This window comes from Parasphaerochaeta coccoides DSM 17374 (assembly GCF_000208385.1).
GTDB classification, from domain to species: Bacteria; Spirochaetota; Spirochaetia; order Sphaerochaetales; family Sphaerochaetaceae; genus Parasphaerochaeta; species Parasphaerochaeta coccoides.
Window position 1 is genome coordinate 1553985 of sequence record NC_015436.1, and the last position, 22393, is coordinate 1576377.

A 22393-nucleotide genomic window follows, 5' to 3' on the forward strand; every position below is an offset into this window, starting at 1 on the left:
CAGGGCTCCGGCATCCGCGCGAATCCGTGCCCTCATGGTGCTGTTCAGTCCTCCAGTTCCCACTGCCGTATCAGACGGCAGATGGATGAAGTCCTGTCGTAAGTTCCTGAAAAACTCCTGCCATCCATGGCAGACACCGGCATGGCACCCATGCTGGTGGAAGAAATGAATGCTTCGTCATACAGACCGTCCATCAGTTCAGTGATGAGCGGCGGCTCAAAGGAAACCGGAATACCCAGTCGCGATGCCGCAGCCAAGACACGGTCGCGCGTGATGCCTTCCAGAACCAAGGAAGCGGGAGCCGTATACAACACTCCGTTGCGGAATGCGAAGAAATTGCTCCGTGAGCCTTCCAGAACCTGTCCGTCCCGGTTAATGAACACAGCTTCAAACGCCTGTGAGTCCTGGGCTTCCCTCAAAGCCAGATAACTCATCAGGAGATTGCTTGTCTTCACCTGGGGAAGGAACCGTTCGCCGACATAGGTTCTTACCGTGACTCCTTTTTCGTAACAAGAATCAGGATAGGTCAGCAACGGAGAGGCTGTTATGAAGCACAGACTCTTATCTCCCCCTCCTATGAGCAGGATGCGGAGCGTCGCGCTTTCCAGATTGTCGGTCGTAATGAAAGTGCGCACCCATGTTCCTATGTCTTCATAGGAAAAAGGATGCTCCAAGCGTATTCCCCGGCAGGAATTCTCCAGACGCCTGAGATGGTCGTCAAGGTGTACGGCATGGTGACGGATGACACGCAAAGCCTCATAGACACTGAAGCTGTACTGCACCTCGCGCAAAGTGACAGGAACCACGGCGTCAACCGCCGCTATCACCTGCCCGTTGCACATTGCGTGTTCTCCGACACTCATCTCATTTCCTCTGCCCCGAACTATATCACCATTACACTTTTTTGAATACAGTCCGGAACAGGGAACAGGAAACAGAATCAGTCAGGATAGCGGAGCAGCTCACGGGGCTTGCTTCCGTTGGCAGGACCGACATAGCCCATCTCCTCCATTTCCTCGACAAGACGCGCAGCGCGGTTGTAGCCAATCTTCAGGCGACGCTGGAGGAAGGATGCGCTGGCGCACTTGCGTTCCACCACAATTTCCAGGGCACGACGCATCATTGCCTCGTCATCATCGCCCAAGTCCTCGCCGCTGTCTCCTGATGAAGTGCTTTCAGGTTCATCATCCTCGAAAATCGCCTCATCAAGATAATCAGGCTCTCCCTGCGTTCGGGCATAGCTGGCGATTGCTTCCACTTCTTCATCAGACAGGAAAGTTCCTTGGATGCGGGAAGGAATAGGATCCGTGTTGCTCATGTATAGCATGTCGCCCTTTCCCAGAAGTTTTTCCGCTCCGCCTTCATCAATGATGATGCGGCTGTTGGTGTTGCTTGTCACCGCAAAAGCGATGCGCGAGGGAATGTTGCTCTTAATCGTTCCTGTGATGACATCCATGGAAGGCCGTTGGGTCGCCAGCACCAGATGGATGCCTACGGCGCGGCTCATGGCCGCCAGACGGCTCAGGATACCTTCCAGGTCCTTGCCCAGGGTGAGCATGATGTCAGCGAACTCATCGATGATTACAACAATGTAGGGCAGCTTTTCCCGCGCTATGCGCTCAGTCTGCAACTTCTTGTTGTACGCCTTGATGTTCCGCGCTCCCAGGCTCTGGAGCAAGCGATACCTTCTCTCCATCTCTGCCAAACAGAAGTTCAGCGCCTTAATGGTCTTCTTTGCCTCGGTAATCACCGGAGTCAGGAGATGAGGGATGCCGTTGTAGATGGTCAGCTCGACGACTTTGGGGTCTACAAGAATCAGTCGCACCTGCTTGGGCGTCCTGCGATACAGAAGGGAACAAATCAGGGAGTTGACGCAGACGCTCTTTCCGCTTCCCGTTGAACCAGCAATGAGCAGGTGGGGAGTTGCAGCCAAATCAATGGCTACCGGTCTGCCAGTAATCGTCTTGCCCAGAACCATGGGGATTGCAAACTCCTGGGCATCCATGGCCGGCAACAACTCCTTGAAGCCAATTGTATCGCGTTTCTTGTTCGGAACCTCTATGCCCACAGCCTGTTTTCCTGGGATGGGAGCCTGGATACGAACCTGACGGGCGGCCAGATTCAGAGCTATGTTGTCCGCCAGGTTCATCACGGCGTTGACCCTGATGCCCGGAGCCAACGCGACCTCGAACATGGTAACGGTCGGGCCCTTGGCGATATTGATCAAAGATGCCTCGACCTTGAACTGACGCAAAGTCTCTATGAGTTGTTCACCTTGGGCACGAATCGTGTCATCTATCACATTTGCCTGTTCAGGATAGGTCGTCAGGAGCGACGGACTGGGGAATTGGTACATCAACTTGCTTCGGTTGTACAATGCGCTGTTACCCGCATTGGAAGATGACAACCATCCGATGCCGCTTACCATGTCTTCATCGGAATCCCCATCATGCGCGACCTCCACAGGCAAGGGATCCCCTATATTCTCGGCGTCACCGATCGGCTGTGCAGTGGAGTGGCGATAATCCCACATCGGCGCGGGTTCAGCCCTTTGCTCTATCTTTTGCTCTATCTTTTGCTCTACCTTGTACTCTGTCGGCGGCATGGTCTCTACGGGAATGACATAGGTGACGGGAGCCGGGTCGGCAGGTTTGAACTCGGAAGAACTGCGACGTGTCGATGGAATAGCTCCGACCGGTGCTTGTTGCCATGAGGACTGCGCAGAAGACATCGGCGGGGAATTTTTCCGTCCGTCATCATGGTTGCCTGGGACACGACTTTCTGCGGCAGTCACGACATCTGCCAGAGTAAAGCCTTTGCTCACATCGGCAGATGAAGACGGTGACCGTCCTTGGTATTTATTCCTGAATCCTGAGAGAGAGGCTGTGGAACCACCCTGCCCTTTTTGTGAACGATCCACAGCGGCGGCAAGCTGACCGGAGTGGAATATCTTCGTGGAGGCGACCGGCTGCCCTTTGTGCTCGGCAATGCTCAGCGCGGCTTCCATGAACGTTGAACGCTTCTTTCCCGCGCCAGGAACTTCTTCTTGAGGCGGCGGCTCATGGGACGTGGGAGCACTGAACAAAGCATCGGTAATATCCGATGCACGGGAAACTTTCCGGCGCGCGGGCAAGGGTTCCGGGGTTTCGACATACGGGGCGGTTCGTCCGTTCTTGATGAGGGAATCAGCCCGTGGAGCGGAGGATAAATCGGGGAACACCAAGGGGGCAGGAGCATCGTCATGCTCACGCGAACCCATGGAAGAATATGTTTCTTTCCCATTCTCATCAAGACGGAAAGTCACCGTAGCCTCATCGGGTATTTCATTCGTACCGTGACGCCGCTTCTTTTTAGTCTTGGCGGGCTTGGCGGGATGCTGCTTCTGAACGGAGGACTCACCCTGGGGAGAGTCTGGATTCGCTACCCGCTTCTTCCGGTGCATGATCATCCGGCTAAGGAGCGTCAGAACCATCAGCAGAAGCACTTCTATGATGAAAGCCAGCAGGACGACCAAGGAAGATTCCCGACTATCCATGCCGGTTCCCAGGATTAATTGAAGGAGAGGATGGAGAACCTGAGGATGGCGTACCGACCAGACAAGCAGGTAGAGCGTGACAGCCATCACGGTGCTCATCGGGAAAACCCATATGTACAACGGCTTCTTACGACATACCAGCACCAGAACGCCCCAGCCAATGGCAAGAATAGCCAGAGGATAAAGGCCGACGGGAGAATCCGAAAAGCTGACAGCAGGAATAAGGGATGAAAGCACGGATGCAATGAAAGCGGAAAGTTTCGGCGCGAAGGCTGTGAAGGAAGTCAGACCAGAAACGAAGATGGATGCCGCAAGCAATCCTCCCGCTACCATGAGAACCAGAGACAGGATAATGAGAAATAACGCTCCTTTCTTCACGTAGGAAACCCTCCTGGGACACAGAGCCCGCTATGCTCCAGTCTACCATTGGAGGACTGGATGAAGCAACATCAGGAATGCCAATCATCCGCCAGAAGCCGGTAAAGAGCGGAAAAACCCCTTATGCACGGCTCAAGAGGCAAAGCGTTCTGATAGCATCTAAATACGGTATATGTATAGAGATAAGTTTACTTTTCCATCCAGATTCACTGCCTGATTTCCCTGTTTTTGTCATTTCTGTGATACGCTCAAGTTCAAGAGCCACGTTTTCTTCCCGACTTTTGTACGCACAGATGGTTCCGCCATCATCAAGGAGGCGTGAAACTGGTTCTATGATGTCCGGCAGAGGGTGGAAGGCACGGAAGGTCACAACGGGAAATTTCCCACGAATCTCATTGATATCCCTCTGGACAACGTTCACTCTCCCATCCAGCGAACATGCAGCCAGGGCGTTTGCCAAAAAATCAGCACGACGTCCCATTCTTTCAATCAGGGTAAAGCGTACATCGGGCATGGCAATGGCAAGGGGAATACCGGGCAACCCCGGCCCGGAACCAACATCACAAACCTCCCTGGAACCCGCGGGGGACTCATCTAAAAGGGAACGCAGGATAGGAACGGCGGCAAGGCTATCCAGCAGATGCCGGATCACAATATCCCGTCCTTCCGCGTTGACGAGACGGTACACCGGATTCCACAAGGTCAGTTCGGAAAGATATTTTTCCAGTTGTCCGTGCTGATTCTCCGTAAAACCCAAGCCAAGTTCCGCAATACCTGAACGACACAGGTCATAGTCCGTTTCCATCTTCATCTCCGCTTTCCAAGGTTTCTTCCAAGGCTTCTCCCATGGAAGGAACCGCGCCATTCACCTGTCTTTCCTGCTTTTCCTGGGAGATATGCACCATGAGTATGGCAATGTCCGAGGACCGTACTCCGCTGATCCGTCCCGCCTGTCCCAAGGAACGCGGCAGGATTTGCTTGAATTTCTCACGGGACTCGTTTGATATGCCATCAACCTTGTCATAATTGAAGCCATCAGGAATCAGAATGTTCTCCAGCCGGGCGAAACGTTCCACTTCCCTCTCCTGCCGGAGGATGTATCCTTCATACTTCACATCCAATTCGACCTGCTGGAGTACCGCTTCATCATATGTGGAGAGGGATGGAACATCAGCGAGAATATCGGCAATGCTGACCTCCGGACGTTTCAGGATTTCTGTCGCCGACTGGGAACCTTTGCGGGAGGCTGTGAGAATGGCTTTCACTTCCGCAATGGCACGCGCCTTCTCCTTCAACCGTTCCATCCGTTCCCCGGTTGCCAATCCATGGGCATGCGACAGCGGCGTCAGCCGTTGATCTGCGTCATCATGGCGAAGGTTCAAGCGGTATTCAGCCCGACTGGTGAACATGCGGTACGGTTCCTGTGTTCCTTTCGTCACCAAGTCATCAATGAGAACTCCGATATACGCGTCGGAGCGGGACAGAATCAGCGGCTTCTCACCGGAAAGAACGAGCGCGGCATTGATGCCTGCCATCAAACCTTGCGCGGCGGCTTCCTCATAACCACTGGTTCCGTTCGTCTGTCCGGCAAGGAACAACCCTTCCAATTTTTTTGTCTCCAGGGATGGAAGAAGCTGGATAGGATTGAGGTAGTCATATTCCACCGCATAACCCGGCCTCATGACTTCAGCGCGTTCCAGGCCGGGAAGTGTGTGAATGAACGCCGTCTGGACATCCTCCGGCAAAGAAGATGACAGTCCGTTGAGATACATTTCTTCCGTGCCCTCTCCTTCCGGTTCCACGAATATCTGGTGGCGTTCCCTTTCAGGAAAGCGAACCACCTTGTCCTCGATGGAAGGACAGTAGCGGGGGCCTTTCCCGGAAATCTTCCCGCCGTACAGCGGAGAACGTCCTATATTGTCACGGATAATCTGGTGCGTCACATCAGTAGTCCATGTGATATAGCAATCCATCTGCGGTCGATGTATTTTGCCTGTCATGAACGAGAAGGGCTGCATGGCCCCATCTCCTGGCTGGACTTCAAGCCGGGAAAAATCCAAGCTGGAACGTCTGACCCGTGCCGGGGTTCCGGTTTTCAAACGTCCGACATCAAACCCCAGGCGGCGCAGGCTGGAGCCCAGACCCATGGCAGCCGGCTCTCCCAGACGCCCGGATGAGGCATCATAGTCACCAATGAAGATACGGCCATCCATGAAAGTCCCGGTGGTCACGACGACCGTCCGCGCTCCAATGCGGTGTCCACGTTCGGTCACGACACCTTCAACCCGGCGTCCGTCCTCCGAGACAATCAGGTCGGTGACAGTATCCATGAACAAAGAGAGTCCCTTCTGAACCTCCAGCGTTTCCTTTGCCAGACGGGAATAGCTGAACTTGTCCGCCTGTGCGCGGGGAGCTTGGACGGCAGGGCCTCTCCTGCGGTTCAGGATGCGGAACTGTATCGTTGTCGCATCAATGAGAAGCCCCATCTGCCCTCCCAGGGCATCGACCTCGCGGACAAGATTCCCTTTGGCAAGTCCGCCTATCGCCGGATTGCAGCTCATCCTTCCTATGGTATCAAGGGACTGGGTGACCAACAGCGTCCGGTGACCCATGCGGGCAAGGGCAAGTGAGGCTTCTATCCCCGCATGGCCTCCACCCACCACTATAGCTTCATAATCCATGTATATCTCCGAATATATCTCCGGGAAGGTTTCCTTCCCCATTTCTCCCAAAGTTCATCATTCCCTGTCACCGTCCGTTCATTTGCCGACGCAGAATCCAGAGAATATCCTTTCCAGCACATCCTCACTGGTCACTTCTCCGGTCAGTTCTCCCAAGGAACGGAGAGCCGCGTGCAGTTCCGCCGCCACAATGTCAAGCGGAACGCCGGAAGCATCCATGGCGGCGGCACGGCGCAGAGCTTGCGCGGCTGCGTACAGGCCATCACGCTGGCGGTTTGATTCTATGACCAAAGCCTCATCTCCGTTTTCAGGGACACGTGAACGAAGCCGTAATGCGATGGCTTCCACCAAGGCAGATATTCCTTCTCCCTTCTTCACGCTAATCCACAACCCCGACAGTTCCAAAGGCTTGGAGCGCAAATCAGATTTGTTGTGTACGACTATGAGACGGTTGTCATCCTCATGGATATATTCTTCCTGGCTTTGCTTCTCCACGGAACCATCCTTCACCAGGACAATGATGTCCGCCTGCTCCATGAGATGCATGGTGCGGCGCATGCCTTCACCCTCAATGGTGTCCGCCGATTCCCGCAACCCTGCCGTATCGTACAGGCGGACGGGGATGCCGTCTATCTCAGCCTCCACTTCCAAATAGTCCCGTGTCGTCCCATGGATGTCGCTGACAATGGCCCGTTCATCCTTGAGCAGGAGATTGAACAAAGAGCTTTTTCCCGCGTTTGTCGCTCCCGCCAGGACGACCCGCGCACCGGAACCATACAATTGCCCGGCATGCCATGATGCCGCGAGATTCTCCAGAGCCGTGGCTGTTGCAATCGACTCTCCTACCGGGAATCCGGTATCACCGCCTATTTCATCTTCCGCGTAATCCAGTTGTACCTCAATGCCGCTTAATATGGTGAGAACCTGTTGCTTGAACTGCTCTATACGGGAGAACAACGCGCCGCCCAGTCTGTCCAAGGCCATGACGCGGGCACGGGAGGAACGGGCTGAGACCAGTTCCTGCACTGCTTCCGCCTTGGTCAAATCCATCCGTCCGTGGATGAAAGCGCGGAAGGTGAACTCACCGGGTGAAGCGGGTCGGAAGCCTGTGTCGGCACAGAGGCGCAGTATACGCTTGATGCCATCCAAACTGCCATGGCAGGAGAACTCCACCGCTTCTTCCCCTGTATATCCGTGTCCTTCACGATATACGGAGGCCATGACTTCATCAACTTTCTCTCCGGTCAGCCTGTCCATAAGGAAGCCATGAACCAGTCCCGCCGTACCCACCGCACGGAGGGCTCCCGGCCTACTGAACATCAGGCACGACTTCTCCACGGCACGGGGACCGCTGGTTCTGACCACGGCAAGGGCACTCTCTCCCCATGGTGTGGCTAAAGCGAATATATCATCATCGGTACGATAGTTTTCCATCATGGCGAGTATATCCGAAGATACCCCATGCGCATAGACCTTCCAGCTTCCATTGCACCCTCCATTGCTCCATTGCGGGGCTTCATCCATAGGGCGCACAGGGTTCATCCGATGATCAGCACTTGCCAGACGAGTACCACAGCACGTATAGTGATGCCCATGACGAAAGCATTTGCCATCGGTTCATCCCGCTTTAATTTCCAAGCCGCCAAACAGCGTTCCCGACTTCTGAAAGCAATGCGTTCATGGTTCGACTCTCACGGTTATCTTGAGGTGGATACGCCTCTCCTTTCGCCGGACTTGATACCTGAGCCGACCATCCACACATTCGCGACCACTTTCTCCCATGAGTTCCTTGGTTCAAGGGAATTTTACCTGGTGCCTTCCCCGGAAGTCTTCATGAAGAAGCTGCTGGCCGCAGGTTCGGGCAGTATTTATCAGTTCTCCCATTGTTTCCGCAACAATGAGCAGATTGGCAGCCACCATAACCCTGAGTTCACCATGCTCGAATATTACACCTTAGATGCCGATGAACAAGACTCCATGGCTCTGACAGAGGAACTCCTCGCCGCTACGGCCCCAAAAAACTGTCCAGATCATTTGCTCCCGCCCTTCCGCAAGATGAGCATGGCCGCAGCCTGTCACGCTTATGCGGGCATCGACCTGGAGAAGAACCAAGATGTCCGCGACTTGCGCCGGGCAGCTCTCAGACTTGGCTTGAGCTTGCCGGAAGAACCGGAATCATGGGAAGATACCTTCAACCGCATCTTCCTCACCTTTGTGGAACCCTCCCTTCCCCAAGACAAGCCCTTGGTGCTGGACAAGTATCCTATCCAGATTGAATGTCTTGCCGCTGAGGACGAAACGGGGCCATGGAGGAAACGATGGGAGATGTATGCCGGTGGAGTTGAGCTGGCTAATTGCTATGATGAGATGCGCGATGCACAGAAAATCAGGGCGTATTACCGGAAGGAATACGCAAAACTGTCCACGGAACGCTCGCAAAACGGAGCAGTAATCCCCGATGCTGATCTTTCTTTCGCAGATATTTTCACCAAGGACTTCCCCCGTTGCTCTGGCGTAGCCATGGGGATGGACAGGTTGCTCATGCTACAGACTGGAATTACATCGCTCAAGGGGGTGATTCTTTTTCCTTTTCCTGCTATGCTGGGCGATGGTTAAACACCGGAGTCGGTTGCACGCGGCCACGCGGTGAGGAAATGAAGCTGAAAGCGTCGTTTCCAGATATCTATAAAAACTTAAATCTTAGGAATATCAGAGGAACAACACACATGATCAAAGCAGGTCAAATCGAAAAAGGCACAGCGTTGCTTATCAAAGGGCAGCCTTTTGTATGCATCGAACGCGAGTTCGTCAATCCCGGAAAAGGAAGCGCGTTCGTGCGTCTCAAGCTGAAAAGTCCCTCCACAGGCCAGACGCTGAGCGAGACGATGAAAACCCAGGACAATGCCGAGGACATCGTTGTCAGAGACAATGACTGCCAGTATTTGTTTAACGATGGCGAGAATTTCCACTTCATGCTCACCGAGACATATGAGCAGATTGAGGTTCCCATGGCGTCTTTCCCCGACTACCAGTACATCATGAAGGACGGGGATACATACCGCTGTACGTTCTGGGAGGAGCAAATCCTCGACATCCAGATACCCAGCAAGGTCGTCTTTACCGTTGCCGAGGCCGAGGAAGCGGTCAAGGGTGATACTGTCCAGGGTGCCACGAAGTATGTGACCACCGAAACCGGCCTCAAGGTTCGCGTTCCCATCTTCATCAAACTGGGTGAGAAAATCCGCGTGAACACCGAGACAAAGGAATACTTGGAACGGGTGAATAACTGACAAGCATGCCGACATAGCACGCCATGGCATCAGGCTCCTCCATCTTGCGATGGGGGAGTTTTCTTTATCCTTCTCTGATTACCGAATGCCGAATGTCGTTTCACCATAGGTTGTTTATACTTCCGGATCCCGATAACGCCGTTCTCCGCCGTCCGGTGTCTCAAAAACCCATGCCCCGTCCGAATCCCTGCCTTTCAAGTACATGCTGTCCACAGGCACTTTGCCCCCACCCTCAGGCAAATCGACCGCATAAACCGGCATAGCCAAACCGGAAAGCCGACGACGCAGCTCCTTCACCAAAGCCAATCCTTTTTCCAGCGGTACTCGCAGATGGGCAGTACCCTCCACCAAATCTCCCTGAAAGAGATAATATGGCTTGATTCTGGCGGCCAGCAACCCATTGCATAGTTCTTCCAGGATTCCCGCGTCATCGTTCACTCCACGAAGCAGGACGCTCTGGTTGAACACCGGGATTCCCGCATCAATGAAACGGGCGGTCGCCTCACGGGACTGGGCTGTCAATTCACGGGGATGGTTGAACTGAACCATGAGAAAAAACGGGGCACTGGAGTGTTTCTTCATGACAGCCATCAGACCATCCGTAATCCGTGATGGCAAGACCACCGGCACACGGGAGCAAAGGCGGATTATGAGGTCAGGCCGGACGGCGCGGAACTCTCCGATCAGTGCGTCAATCTTCTCATTGGACAGAGTGAACATATCCCCTCCGGTAAAGAGGATTTCCTTCACTTCCTGGTGCGCTCCCACATACCTCGCCGCCGCTATGATATCTTCTGTGGTGGCAGGGCCGCGCTGCGTGCCGGTGAATCGCCGCCGGAAGCAATGGCGGCAGTATACAGCGCACGCATCGGTGACAAGGAAAGCCACCCTTTCCGCGTAACGATGAATCAGGCGACTGGTCACCGAATGTTCTTCCTCCGCAAGGGGATCTTCGCTTTCACCCGGACTGTACATCATCTCGCAGGATGTCGGCAGGATTTGGCGGCGAATAGGATCATCGGAATCGGACGGCGTGATAAGGGAAGCATAATACGTACTGACACCGAACGGGGGTGATGTCCCGTCCTTCTCCCACGCCTGTTCTTTTTCTGTCAGCACAATGCCCTGTTTCCGGGCAAAAGCCTTCACCGCCATGCTGCCCCTGCCGTGGGACTGTCCTTTTTCATCCATGGACTATGATGTATCGCAAAATGAGATTCACGTCCAGCATCATCCCGCGGAAAACCTTTTTCATTGATTTTACAAACATCCTGCGTAGAAAATATGAATAATCATGCTACACTATCCACGGAGGCTTCCATGCAGCAAGAACACAAAGAAAAAAAAGGGTTGAAAGGCTATTACAAGACGACTTTCCTCATTGGCCTGGGATTTTTCACCATGGGCCTGATGGATCCCCTGTATGATACCTTTGTCCCGCAGTTCCTGGGACGGTACATTGAAAGCAATGGTGTCATTGGCACTGTCATGACGCTGGACAATGTCCTGGCAATCTTCCTCATCCCCATCTTTGCCGCGCTTAGTGACAGGACGCGCACACGCATCGGACGCAGGATGCCATACATCGTGACGCTTTTGCCGCTTGCGGCCATTGCTTTCGGCATCATTCCCGTCACCGCCCTGACTTCCTTGTCAATCCTTATCCTGACTATCTTCCTGCTCAATATCTTCAAGCAGGCTGTACGGGGTCCTGTGGTTGCCCTGATGCCCGATATGGTTCCCGGAGACCTGCGGAGCGAGGCCAACGGCGTCATCAACACAATGGGCGGTGTCGCCACTATCGTCGGCACGCTGGGACTGTCTCTCCTAATGAATGTCCCCGTGTCCCTGCCAGGATTCAGCGAACCTCAGAAGAACATACTTTCCTTTCCCGTAGCAACAATCCTGATCATCCTTGCAGTCGTGTTGCTCTTTGTTTTTGTAAAGGAAAAGAAAGCTGAACCCACCACCGGAGACACAAAGGAGAAAGAAAAGACTCCCATTTTACGGTCGATAGGCTTTGTCTTCAAGGAAAAAGACAAGAGCGCGCTGTTCATACTTCTCTCACTGTTGACATGGTTCATCGGCTACCAGGGAGTGCTGCCTTTCCTGGGCAAGTATTCCAGTGAAGTTCTGGGTGCCACAGGCGGTCTTTCAGCCTTTGGAGCTGGCATGGTGGGCATTGCCTACGCTATCTTTGCCATTCCTTCCGGCGTCATGGCACACAGGTACGGACGGAAAAAGACGATACGTCTGGCATTGGTCGCGCTGGTCGCTGTCCTTCTCCTGCTGTTCGTCCATTCTTTCGTTACGGGGGGCTTGGCTGCCATGCCGCGTCTGGCCAGCTTCTGGGTGTTGCTGTTCTGTTTCGGCATCTTCTGGGTCACAATCGTCACCAACAGTTTCCCTATGCTCTGGCAGATGGCGTCCTTCGAGACAATCGGCATCTATACGGGGCTGTACTACTTCTTCAGCCAACTGGCTTCCATCATTGCTCCGCCGATCACCGGTTTCCTGATTGACATTAGCAGCTACAGCGTCCTGTTCATCTTCGCCGCCGTTTGCATGGCTCTGGCCTGCTTCTTCATGAGCAAGGTGAAGCGGGGAGAACCGGATGATAAGCCTGTGGAACAGCCTTCCTGAGCTTTCATGGAGATTTCCCAGGGACTTTCTTACTTGGCGTCAGCGCAAGTCATTTCAAAATGGTTTACGTTGACGCATGGTAAAAGGTAAGCGACACTGGAACCAGGAGGGTTTCTATGTCTGTTTACATCATCTTGGTTTTTACTTCTTATATCATCGCCAGCATTGTGAATGTGTGGGGACGCCATAAAAGGGATGACCTGAACAACTATCTGAGCAAGCCGTTGCTCATGCCTTTGCTGGCAATCGGTTATGCCCTTGTAGCGGGGTCACACATGTCATGGATCATTATTGCCGCTCTCGTCCTCTGTGCCATCGGAGACGTATTTCTCATGCTTCCAGAGAAAAAGGCAGATAAACCTGTGTTGTTTCCCCTGGGCATGCTGGCTTTCATGTCCGGACATCTCTGCTATTTCTCATGGTACGTGATGTACACACGAAGCGCGGGTTTCACCGGCGCATGGGCAACAGGTATTTTTGCCTTCCTTGCCGGCATCGCCGTTATTGTCATCATTCTCAAGAAACTGAACGCAGGAAAATTCCTGCCCCTTTTTGTCCTCTATACTGTCATAATCATGCTGAATGTCGCGGGCGCCATAGGAACCTGGGGAACAGGATCCATATCCGGTACTGTTCTCTGCACAGTAGGCGCGTTTCTCTTTGTATTCTCCGACGCCATGATTGCCTTCGATGTATTGGGGAAGCCCATGGGAGGCCCCGATGTAGTGATGATCACCTACACAATTGCCCAGCTGATGCTGGTCGTAGGCATAATCACGTTATCAGTCTGAGCCATCAGGGGTTTTCCAAAAAACGCCTGTCACCGTGATGACAGGCGTCGCGTTCCTCTTTTGTTCAGGTTATAAGCTAAATGAATCCTTTTCTTTGCGCCCGCCTCTTTCTCACGGAGCAGACGGAGCCGGAGCATTCTTCAACACGGGATAACCGTCAGGGGTATCAAACTCCCAGATTGTAGAATTCCATGGCGCGCTTGGCCAGTTAGCGGAAGTGGACCAGAAGGTCGCCTCCTGGAATGTCATGTTTGGCTTTGGAGTCACCACACTCTCAGCAATAACAGGAGCTTGATTGACTCCGGTGTACCGCAGCTCCGGAACCGTTCCAGGCGCATAAAGTTCCGAGACATACCGTGCATACGTTGTGTTATTAGGATTGGTGGAAACACCTCCGGCAAAGGCGCCTACCTTTGGATCATGCTGAGACGCCTCAACATGCTCCGTGATTATCGCAACGATGCTTCTCAGGTTCTCGAAGTTCGCGTTCACGTAACCGGCGAACCCACCGACGTAGGTTATTCCTTCTACGTATTCGACGACCACGTAGACGTTTTTGATGAGTCCGGAACCGGAGCTCTGCATCACTCCATAGAAACCGCCGACAGAACCGGAGCCCATGACTTTACTGACACGGACGAAGGAGTCTTCCACATTCCCTCTGTGATCATATCCGATGAAACCTCCGGCCGCAGTCGCGCTTCCGCCTGTGACTTCCCCGTCTATCCGTGCATAACTCTCCTTGATGTCCGCGTAACCCAGAAGTCCGATGAATCCGCCGGCACCACTTGTATACGATGTATCGCTACCTTCATATAAGATGCCTCCATGGATGATTGCCGCGCTCTTCTCTATCAGCAGCAACCCCGTCACCAGTGCTTCGTCGTGTGGTATCCCCCCCACAAAACCACCGACGTTCCTCGTCCCGCGGATGTCCCCGCCGACTTCCGCACGGCTGTTGCTGATCACGGAATCCTCCCCGTACATGTAACCGGCGAACCCTCCGACCCATTCCCCGCCTATGATGTCCCCCAGAACATGAACGCTGCCCTTGTCAACCTCCAAAATCCACCAGACGCTCCCGACAAACCCGCCGACATGAGCCGCCGAACCTGTGATATCTCCACTGACCAGGACGCTGCTCTCGACAACCGTCCCTTCGGTCAAACTGCCAGCGAAGCCGCCGATGGCACTGCCAGCCCCTCCTTCAATGGAGCCGTTAACGATGGCCGTGATACTGGTCAGCGTAGTGCCATCGGAAATCTTTCCGACGAAACCACCGATGTGACCGGCAGCCCCTCCTGTGATGGAACCGTCCACGACAACTGTGACGTGACTTACCTCTCCTGCTACACTGGATCCGGCAAATCCTCCCACATAGAAAGCAGAGTCGGTGACCGTGATGTCCCCGATGCTTGCTATCGGAGTCCCCACCGTGCTATTAGTATGGCTGATCGCCCCACCCTCCATCTGTCCGATAAAACCACCCGTATATCCAGCGTCGGAATTGAGGCTTCCTATCGTGACAATCGAATCAGTCATGGATATCGATGCACCTATTAGAACTCCGATGAAACCACCGGCACTCTCATCATTCCCCGAATCCGTCACCACAATCGAACCGATGTTTGCCACCAAGCCATTTATCGATACCTCATTATCTTTATCTTCCCCATGGAGAAATCCCACGAAGCCACCAGTACGGAAAGCGGTAGACTCGATGCTCCCTATCGTGACGCTCAGACCCAGCATGGACGTATCTTCGTCAACCTCCGTGTAATTCATGTAACCGACGAAACCGCCTGCATTATAAATGTTTTCATTCTTGGCATCAAGCAGTCCGACATTCGCTGTCGAATCGCTTATCGTCGCAAAACTGTAGCATCCCACAAAGCCGCCGACATAGGCAGCAGGAGTATTAGCGCCGCTGGCGAGCATGACCGTCCCTCCGCTCATGTCCACGGAACTGTTCCCGACGACCGCCCCGCTGTCCATGAATCCCACGAAGCCTCCGGCGTTCTTCCACCCTTCTACCCTGGAAGAAGCGTTCCTTCCCCTGGCACTGCCCCTGAGTGTGTTGCTACCACTTCCGGTGAGATATCCGGCAAAACCTCCTGCCGAACCAGTGCTTGTATCACCGCTGAGATATCCGGTGGCAATCACCCGACCGAAGACCACCGATACATCCTCGATGGTGCTGTTGTCAGCCTTGCCGACAAACCCTCCGGCATAGTATCTTCCTTCCACCGTTCCTACGATGGTATCGACGCGATCAGACGAGAAAGAGATGTTCGTCTGTTCATTGAGTCCTACGAACCCTCCGGCCTGTAAGGCACTCACGTAATCAACCACGGCATAGCTGTTCGTTATTTCCGAGAGGTCGGCTGCTCCTGCAAATCCTCCGGCATAACCGTTCACCATGGAGCTGTTCACGTTCCTGACAATGGCATGGCTGCCTGTTATCACGCTCTGATCCACTATTTTACCCGCCAAGCCCCCGGAGAACTGTGTGCCACGAACTCTCTCGGCGATGACCTCGCTGTCCTCTATATACCCTACCTCATGGAAGCCGACAAGGCCGCCTGCATAGGCTCCCCCCTCGACCGTCGCATAGCTCGCGGATCGCATGATGGTGCCGTGAAAATTTAATCCGACCAGCCCTCCCGTGTAACCTGTAGCCGCAAGACTCTCCACATACCCGCTCACGAAGCAGTCCTCTATCGTCCCCTCATTCACACCCGCCAAGCCGCCAACTTCACTGAAACCTGTATCAGTTCCCTTGACCACCACGTTCGTCAGGCCAAGGTTATACACGCTTGCGCTAATGGCCATCGACGCAAAGAAACCTACATTTACTGATGAAGACGTAATCCGCAGCCCGTTGACCACATGCCCTTTCCCATCAAACTTCCCCATGAAATTTATAGCCGGCCATGTCAGGGAATTTGCAGCCAAGTACTCGCCCAGCTCTATGTCACGAGCCAGCTCGTAGTAAATGTCGGCCGTACTGCCGTATGTCGCCAGCAGGTGCATCAGCCCATAGGCCGTATATATCATGTAGGGGTCTGTCTGCAAACCTGTGCCGGTGTAGTCCGGGATGTTCTCCTGTTTGAACGAGCCGTTCCCCCCGTCCGTCCACGCCGTCACGCCCACCGGCTCCACATCAATGCCCCATCCCGTGAGCTTCACGCTGTAGGTGCTGTGGTACCCCGCCTCGAAAACCTTAGCGTCCGGGATGTTCCACGTATATGTCTTTCCCGTGCTGGTGAGCGTGAAGACCATTTTCCTATGTGGATAGGTGACTCCGTCATGCGGCACAATAATCGCCACTCCTGCCGTCCCCACCGCGTTCACCGGCACTTTTCCTCCTGCCGCATCCGTCTGCCTGTTGCTTATGCTCCCGTCTTCAAAATTAATCTCAGCCATGGTAGGCATGCTCTGGTAAACCACGCTCAGCCCCGCAAGGTCGCTCGTTTCCAGCCCTTCCCCCGCACTAATCACCAGCGTCAGCTTGGAAAGCTTGTGCTGGAAGGTGAGATCAACGTCTACGGGCACGTCCTTGCCCACCCCGTCCACACGCGCGAAGATCAAATCATCTTCATACGGATCCTCTTGTTCCCTCACGTCCACCTTGTAGATGTATGCGGACCCTCCGTTCAGGATTGGGGTATTTCGGTAGGGATAATAGGCAAACAAACCCACCTCGGTGCCGTCTGCCGGGAAGAAGGCGTCCCCCCAGAACTTCCCCGTCAAGGAATCATATGTGTAGGGATAGTTCACCACGCTGTTCAGGATGTTGGCAGGGTTCACGTCAGTACCTGTAGAGACCATGTACAGTCCTATCTCATCTCCCTCCTCCCACGTCCATGAGCCGTCAGGATTCCCCGCTACACGAGTGGAGAAGGCTATGCCCTCCTTCTGAGCGACCGGCGGATGTAAATCCTGGATGCAGGAGGATAGCACTAATACGAGCATAACAAGAGCCAGCACTGCTATAGGGGACTTCCTCATAAAACGCAACCTCCTCTCTGGGACTCTGCACATATTATATTCCTGGAGGGAACCGCTTCTCCCGCAAATCCTGTGGAATCCGCTTCGTTCCCGATCAGAGGCATTCATCAGATACTACGTATCTACAATAATCCAGCTTAATTTTATCACCCCAGCAGGAATCCTCATATTACCCGAAAGTATTATTTTGCCGAAAAGGAACATTACCCAAAAGTATTAGTCTACGCATAAAGCTGTACATTCAGCATTAAATTAACTTTTTGGGCGAATATAATTCTGAAAAGTGTCCGTCAAGGCAGACGCATAATGACGCAGAGAAAAAAACTTTAAGCCCGGTTACCCTAAACGGCTACCTTGAACAGCCATCTTCTTGCGCCATGGAAAGAGATAATAAAAAGGAGGATGCCGCAACATCCCCCTTCCGTCATAATAATGGTATCCTTTTCAGTTCTCGACCACCACTCAGAAATCCTTCAAACGATCGGTGACCAAGGTACGGATATTATCACGCTGGGCATCGCGATCTCTCAGATATGTCTCTCTGGTTCCGGATGGAACTTCTACAGCGACCGGAGGAGCCGATGTCCTGGCAAATTCAGGCTCGCCCCAAACATAGGAGAATTCGTCCCCTGTGGTTTCTCCACTCCCCTGCGGAATCTCACCGGGAATAACATCAGTCCGGGTTGCAAGAGACTCCAACACCTTGGATGTGACTTCTTCCACCAAAACGGCCTTCTGCATTTCAGTCAAGACAACTCCCGTCTGCCCCAGATGAGCAGCAATAGCTTCATCCACGGAGAAAGTTACCCGATCGGTGATAAACGTGTCGGCTGTTCCGTAAATCTCACCGGCATTTTCCGTCAACCAAGCAACGACAGCCTCGTCCACGGATGAGGCTACCCGCTGGGTGATAGCATTGTCAGCGTCTTCGTAGATTGAGGCGGCATTTTCAGTCAGCCACGCGGCGATGGCTTCATCCACAGAGGTGGCCACCCGATCGGTGATGAACGTGTCGGCTGTTTCGTAAATCTCAGCGGCATTTTCAGCCAGCCAAGCGGCGATACGCTCGTCCACAATACCTATGACTTCATCTTCGGTCATACCAGCTGTCCCGACCATCATCAGTTCGGCAGCGACAGCATCCTTCACTGCGACGCTCACATACTGCGTAATGAAGTTGTTAGCTTCCCTGGCAATGACATCGCGGTTTCCTTCCAGCCAGATGTAGATAAGCTGCGGATTGGAATCAAGCCATATCCTCAATTCATTGGTGAGAGTCTCCATGACTGCGGGGTCAGAAACCAGCGAAACCTTGGCACGGGCAAGAACCTCATCGACCACGGCGGCAAGCTCCTCCTGATGCGTCTTTTCCGCAGCGGCAGCATCTTCCGGGGATTTCAACGGTTCAGCAATCTCTACGAGCGGAGTATTCTGCCGGGTGATAATCGCGGACAGACGTTCAGGTTGCATATCCGGACGCAACAACCAAATTCCCAGGCCGCAGAAAGCCGCCAGGACAAGGGTTACAACCAGTAAGCTTATCAAGTTCGCTCTTCTCATGACTTATTCCTTTTCTCCACTGATGAATACGTACAGCTCACCTTTCTGTCAGTGTGCCACGGTTCCAGAAATAATCCTAGCACATAATGCCCTGATTTGTCGATTAATTCTACCTTTTCCGCACGTGTTGGAAATTATGTGAATCTCAGCGTCTTCATGGATGCATCGTGGCGATATGTCTTTCTGCGCTTTGTCTCTCTGTAAAAACCGTCTCAAGGATAATCCGTCCCGCTTCCATGCACGGTAGGCACGCACACAGAAAAAGGCACGGACGAATACCACATGGGAGCAGAGAGCATCAAGACCCATCCGGTGCAGGAGCGCGGCGTTAAGGACTACGATCCGCTCGCCACTTTTGCGCATCCTTTCAATTTCTTCACGGCACGCAGCCTTCATCCATGGATGATTGATTCCCTCAAGCTCCTTCAATTTACCAGGCGATGAGAAAACAATGCGTCCCAGCGTCTTGCGGTCGATTTTTCCCGATTCATCGAGAATTTTCTGCCCGAAAGCCTGTATCACGGCATTTTTGTTCGCTTCAAGCGCCTCATGTCCAAGAGCGTCTACATCAATCACGACAGCTCCCTTCGCTCTCAGAGCTTGTGTCACGCTGTCTTTCCCTGCGCATGTCCGTCCGGTGACTCCTATGACAATCATCAGTGCATGTCTCCCCAGCTCGCCCCTGTCTCGACGCTGGAACGCAAGGGAACAGACAACTTCACCGCCTTTTCCATAGCGTCCTTGACCAAGACAGAGAGTTTTTCTTCTTGTCCGGAAGCAACCTCGAAGATCAGTTCGTCATGAACCTGGAGCAACAGGCGCGCATTGATGCCAGAATCCTTCAGACTGCGGCTAATCCTTAGCATGGCCAACTTCATGATGTCCGCCGCCGTCCCCTGGATGATTGTATTGACCACAACCCTCTCCGCCCCGGACTTCTCCATCCTGTTGGAACTTCTGATCTCCGGGACATGACGCTCGTGGCCGAACATCGTACTGACAAACCCTGTCTCCTCGGCTTTTTTCCGTGTCTCATCCACAAAAGTCTTTACTCCGTGGTACCGCTTGAAATAGGAGTCAATGAACTCCGCCGCTTGGGAATGTGAGATTGCCAGCTCATTGGACAGACGGAAGGTACTCATTCCATACATCACGCCAAAGTTAATGGTTTTGGCAATGCGCCTTTGGTCGGGCGTCACATCTTCCGGCTTCACGTTGAAGATGAGTGACGCAGTATGACGGTGTACGTCTTGACCAGCCAAGAACGCCTCCCTTAAACCTTCATCACCAGTGACATGGGCAAGGACGACCAACTCAATCTGGGCATAGTCCGCCGACAGGAAGACATACCCCCGTTCCGGCACGAAAGCGGAACGGATACGCCGTCCGTCATCATTGCGGATGGGTATGTTCTGTAGGTTAGGATTGCGGCTGGCCAAGCGTCCGGTAGCGGTTCCTGTCTGAATGAAAGTCGTATGGACGCGACCGGTGTTCACATCAACCTGTTCAGGCAGGGCATCAATATAGGTATTCTTCAGTTTCACCAAGCCGCGATAGTCAAGAATCAGGGCAGGAACAGGATCCAGCCCGACCAGCTTTTCCAGAGTCTCCACCGCCGTGGAGGGACCGGAGGCGGTCTTCCTGCCGACCGGCAGACCTCTCTCTCCGAAAAGCACCGTCTGGAGCTGCTTTGGTGAATTGATATTGAATTCATGACCGCACAGCTCATAGATTTCACGGGTGATCTTCTCTACCCTCCCGTCTATCTCCTCTCCGAACATGATGAGCCTGTCAACATCCAGACGGACACCTTCCAGCTCCATGTCCGCAAGGACACGCAGCAACGGCATTTCCAGGTCATCCATCAGACTGGTCATCTTACGTTCAGCGAGCATCGGGGCAAAAGTCTCGTAAAGCCGCCACGTCACATCGGCGTCTTCGGCGGCATATTGCACAGCTTTATCAAGCGGAACATCGGAAAACAACGCGCCCTTGGGAACGACTTGGTCATATGTGATGGTGACATAACCCAAGTACTTGTCAGCGAGCTTGTCCATGTTGTAGATGCCTGACGCGCTGTCAAGGAGCCAGGCGGCGACCATGGTATCAAAGACGGGGTTGGCAATGCGGACTCCCCACCGTGCCATGACTTTGTAATCGTACTTGAGATTCTGTCCGATGACACCAAGGGCGGGATTTTCCAGATGCTTCTTCACCACTGCCTTCATTGCCTTCTCATTGGATACCGTCTTTCCTCCGGCTACCAGCGGGACATACCATGCCTCCCCAGCCTTCCATGACAGGGAAAAGCCAACGGGAACAGCCTTCATCACATCGATATCAGTGGTTTCCACATCAAAAGCCACTTGTCCTTTTTCTTTCAGAGCCTGGATGAACAGCGCATCGACCCCAGCAGCATCTGTTTCCGCCCGATACCCCCCTTTACCAGCAGTCGGAACAGCAGGGGAATCTGAATGACCATCACCGTTTTCTGCCATCTTTCGCAGTTGCGTGACAAGACTTCCGGCCCTGGCTTTTTCCAGCAAGGGGATGGCTTTCTCATAGTCAACGCTGGACACGGTGAACCGAGGGCTGTCGAAGGAATCGACGGTAAAAAGATCATCCCGGAGTTTTACCAGTTTTTTGCTCAGCACGCCCATCTCCCGTCCGTCTTCCAGTTTTTTGCGGACAGAGGGACTCATCTCGTCCAGATGGTCATATAACACCTCAAAGGAGCCATATTCGGTCAACAGCTTGATTGCACCCTTCTCTCCCAGCCCCTTGATGCCGGGAACATTGTCCGAGCTGTCGCCGAGGATTGCCAGATAGTCGATGATCTGGTCGGCGCGGATGCCGAACTCATCTTCCACTTCCTTGACTCCGAAAAGACGGTAAGATGACTCTCCTTTGCGGGGAGGACGCAGAGCCTTTGTCATATCATCTACCAACTGGAGCAAATCCTTGTCTCCTGTGACCATGACGCTTTCTATGCCCTGTGCCGTCGCATTGGCGCAGAGAGTTGCTATGATATCATCGGCCTCCATCCCTACCTTTCCAATATGAGGAACGCCGAGGGCATCAAGGACTTCCATGATGCGAGGTACCTGGGCATGAAGATCCTCCGGAGCATCGTCACGGGTCGCCTTATATTCCGGATACAACTCATGACGGAAAGTCGGTCCTTTCTCGTCCATGGCTATGACCAGATAGTCAGGCTTCCATTCACGGAGAATCATCAGCAACGTGGAGATGAAGCCAAAGAGCGCCGACACGTTGTTGCCTTCATAATCCTTGAGCGGACGTGATATGAAGGCAAAATAAGAACGGTAAATGATTCCAAAGCCATCAATGATGAACAGCTTTCTGGGATGCCCGTCTACCGGAGGAAGATTTTTTTTCGTAACATCCTCTCCATTGCTTTCTGTTCCATCGGTTTCTATATCTTTGTCATTTTCTATATCATCGAACAGGAAATCCTGCTGTCGGTTTTCTGTCATGGCAACT

Annotated in this window: 14 protein-coding genes; 4 read left to right on the forward strand and 10 right to left on the reverse strand. The window is 53.3% G+C overall.

Features of this window, described 5'->3' with window-relative positions; translation table 11 throughout:
* Positions 1–44: 44 nt before the first annotated feature.
* From SPICO_RS06815 to mnmE, 5 genes are all read right to left on the reverse strand, one after another.
* Positions 45–863 carry an aminotransferase class IV gene (locus SPICO_RS06815; protein ID WP_013739932.1) on the reverse strand — a complete coding sequence of 273 codons (819 nt, stop codon included), beginning with the start codon at positions 861–863 and terminating at the stop codon, positions 45–47.
* Between the two features lie 77 nt (positions 864–940).
* Entirely contained in the window at positions 941–3913 is a 2973-nt protein-coding gene (locus SPICO_RS06820) for a DNA translocase FtsK (RefSeq protein WP_013739933.1), read from the reverse strand.
* Positions 3914–4034: 121 nt separating this feature from the next.
* Entirely contained in the window at positions 4035–4724 is a 690-nt protein-coding gene (gene rsmG, locus SPICO_RS06825) for a 16S rRNA (guanine(527)-N(7))-methyltransferase RsmG (protein ID WP_052295849.1), read from the reverse strand.
* Positions 4702–6594, reverse strand: a complete 1893-nt coding sequence (gene mnmG, locus SPICO_RS06830) for a tRNA uridine-5-carboxymethylaminomethyl(34) synthesis enzyme MnmG (RefSeq protein ID WP_013739935.1) — start codon at positions 6592–6594, stop codon at positions 4702–4704. Before mnmG ends, rsmG begins: the two co-directional genes overlap by 23 nt.
* Before the next feature lie 78 nt (positions 6595–6672).
* A complete protein-coding gene (mnmE, locus tag SPICO_RS06835; RefSeq protein WP_041395817.1) occupies positions 6673–8031 on the reverse strand; it encodes a tRNA uridine-5-carboxymethylaminomethyl(34) synthesis GTPase MnmE in 1359 nt (452 codons plus the stop codon).
* Between the two features lie 24 nt (positions 8032–8055).
* Between mnmE and SPICO_RS06840 the strand changes: the two genes are divergently transcribed.
* Both SPICO_RS06840 and efp read left to right on the forward strand, forming a co-directional pair.
* Positions 8056–9210 carry an EF-P lysine aminoacylase GenX gene (locus SPICO_RS06840; protein WP_245523196.1) on the forward strand — a complete coding sequence of 385 codons (1155 nt, stop codon included), beginning with the start codon at positions 8056–8058 and terminating at the stop codon, positions 9208–9210.
* Positions 9211–9320: 110 nt separating this feature from the next.
* Positions 9321–9884: an elongation factor P gene (efp, locus tag SPICO_RS06845; protein WP_013739938.1), complete on the forward strand. Its 564-nt coding sequence runs from the start codon at positions 9321–9323 to the stop codon at positions 9882–9884.
* A 114-nt stretch (positions 9885–9998) separates the two neighbouring features.
* Here efp and SPICO_RS06850 read toward each other — a convergent pair whose 3' ends face one another.
* Complete coding sequence (locus SPICO_RS06850; RefSeq protein ID WP_013739939.1) at positions 9999–11075, reverse strand: KamA family radical SAM protein; 1077 nt, start codon at positions 11073–11075, stop codon at positions 9999–10001.
* Positions 11076–11204: 129 nt separating this feature from the next.
* On the opposite strand from SPICO_RS06850, the gene SPICO_RS06855 reads away from it, so the two are divergent.
* Positions 11205–12527: an MFS transporter gene (locus tag SPICO_RS06855; protein ID WP_013739940.1), complete on the forward strand. Its 1323-nt coding sequence runs from the start codon at positions 11205–11207 to the stop codon at positions 12525–12527.
* Positions 12528–12643: 116 nt separating this feature from the next.
* Positions 12644–13318 (forward strand): lysoplasmalogenase, encoded by a 675-nt coding sequence (locus SPICO_RS06860; RefSeq protein ID WP_013739941.1) that lies wholly within the window; start codon positions 12644–12646, stop codon positions 13316–13318.
* Between the two features lie 111 nt (positions 13319–13429).
* Here the strand turns inward: SPICO_RS06860 and SPICO_RS06865 are convergent, their stop codons facing one another.
* From SPICO_RS06865 to polA, 4 genes are all read right to left on the reverse strand, one after another.
* A complete protein-coding gene (locus SPICO_RS06865; RefSeq protein WP_013739942.1) occupies positions 13430–17329 on the reverse strand; it encodes a fimbrillin family protein in 3900 nt (1299 codons plus the stop codon).
* Positions 17330–17791: 462 nt separating this feature from the next.
* Positions 17792–18889 (reverse strand): hypothetical protein, encoded by a 1098-nt coding sequence (locus tag SPICO_RS06870; protein ID WP_013739943.1) that lies wholly within the window; start codon positions 18887–18889, stop codon positions 17792–17794.
* 48 nt (positions 18890–18937) lie between these two features.
* Complete coding sequence (coaE, locus tag SPICO_RS06875) at positions 18938–19546, reverse strand: dephospho-CoA kinase (protein ID WP_013739944.1); 609 nt, start codon at positions 19544–19546, stop codon at positions 18938–18940.
* Positions 19546–22386 carry a DNA polymerase I gene (polA, locus tag SPICO_RS06880; protein ID WP_013739945.1) on the reverse strand — a complete coding sequence of 947 codons (2841 nt, stop codon included), beginning with the start codon at positions 22384–22386 and terminating at the stop codon, positions 19546–19548. Before polA ends, coaE begins: the two co-directional genes overlap by 1 nt.
* Positions 22387–22393: the final 7 nt, after the last annotated feature.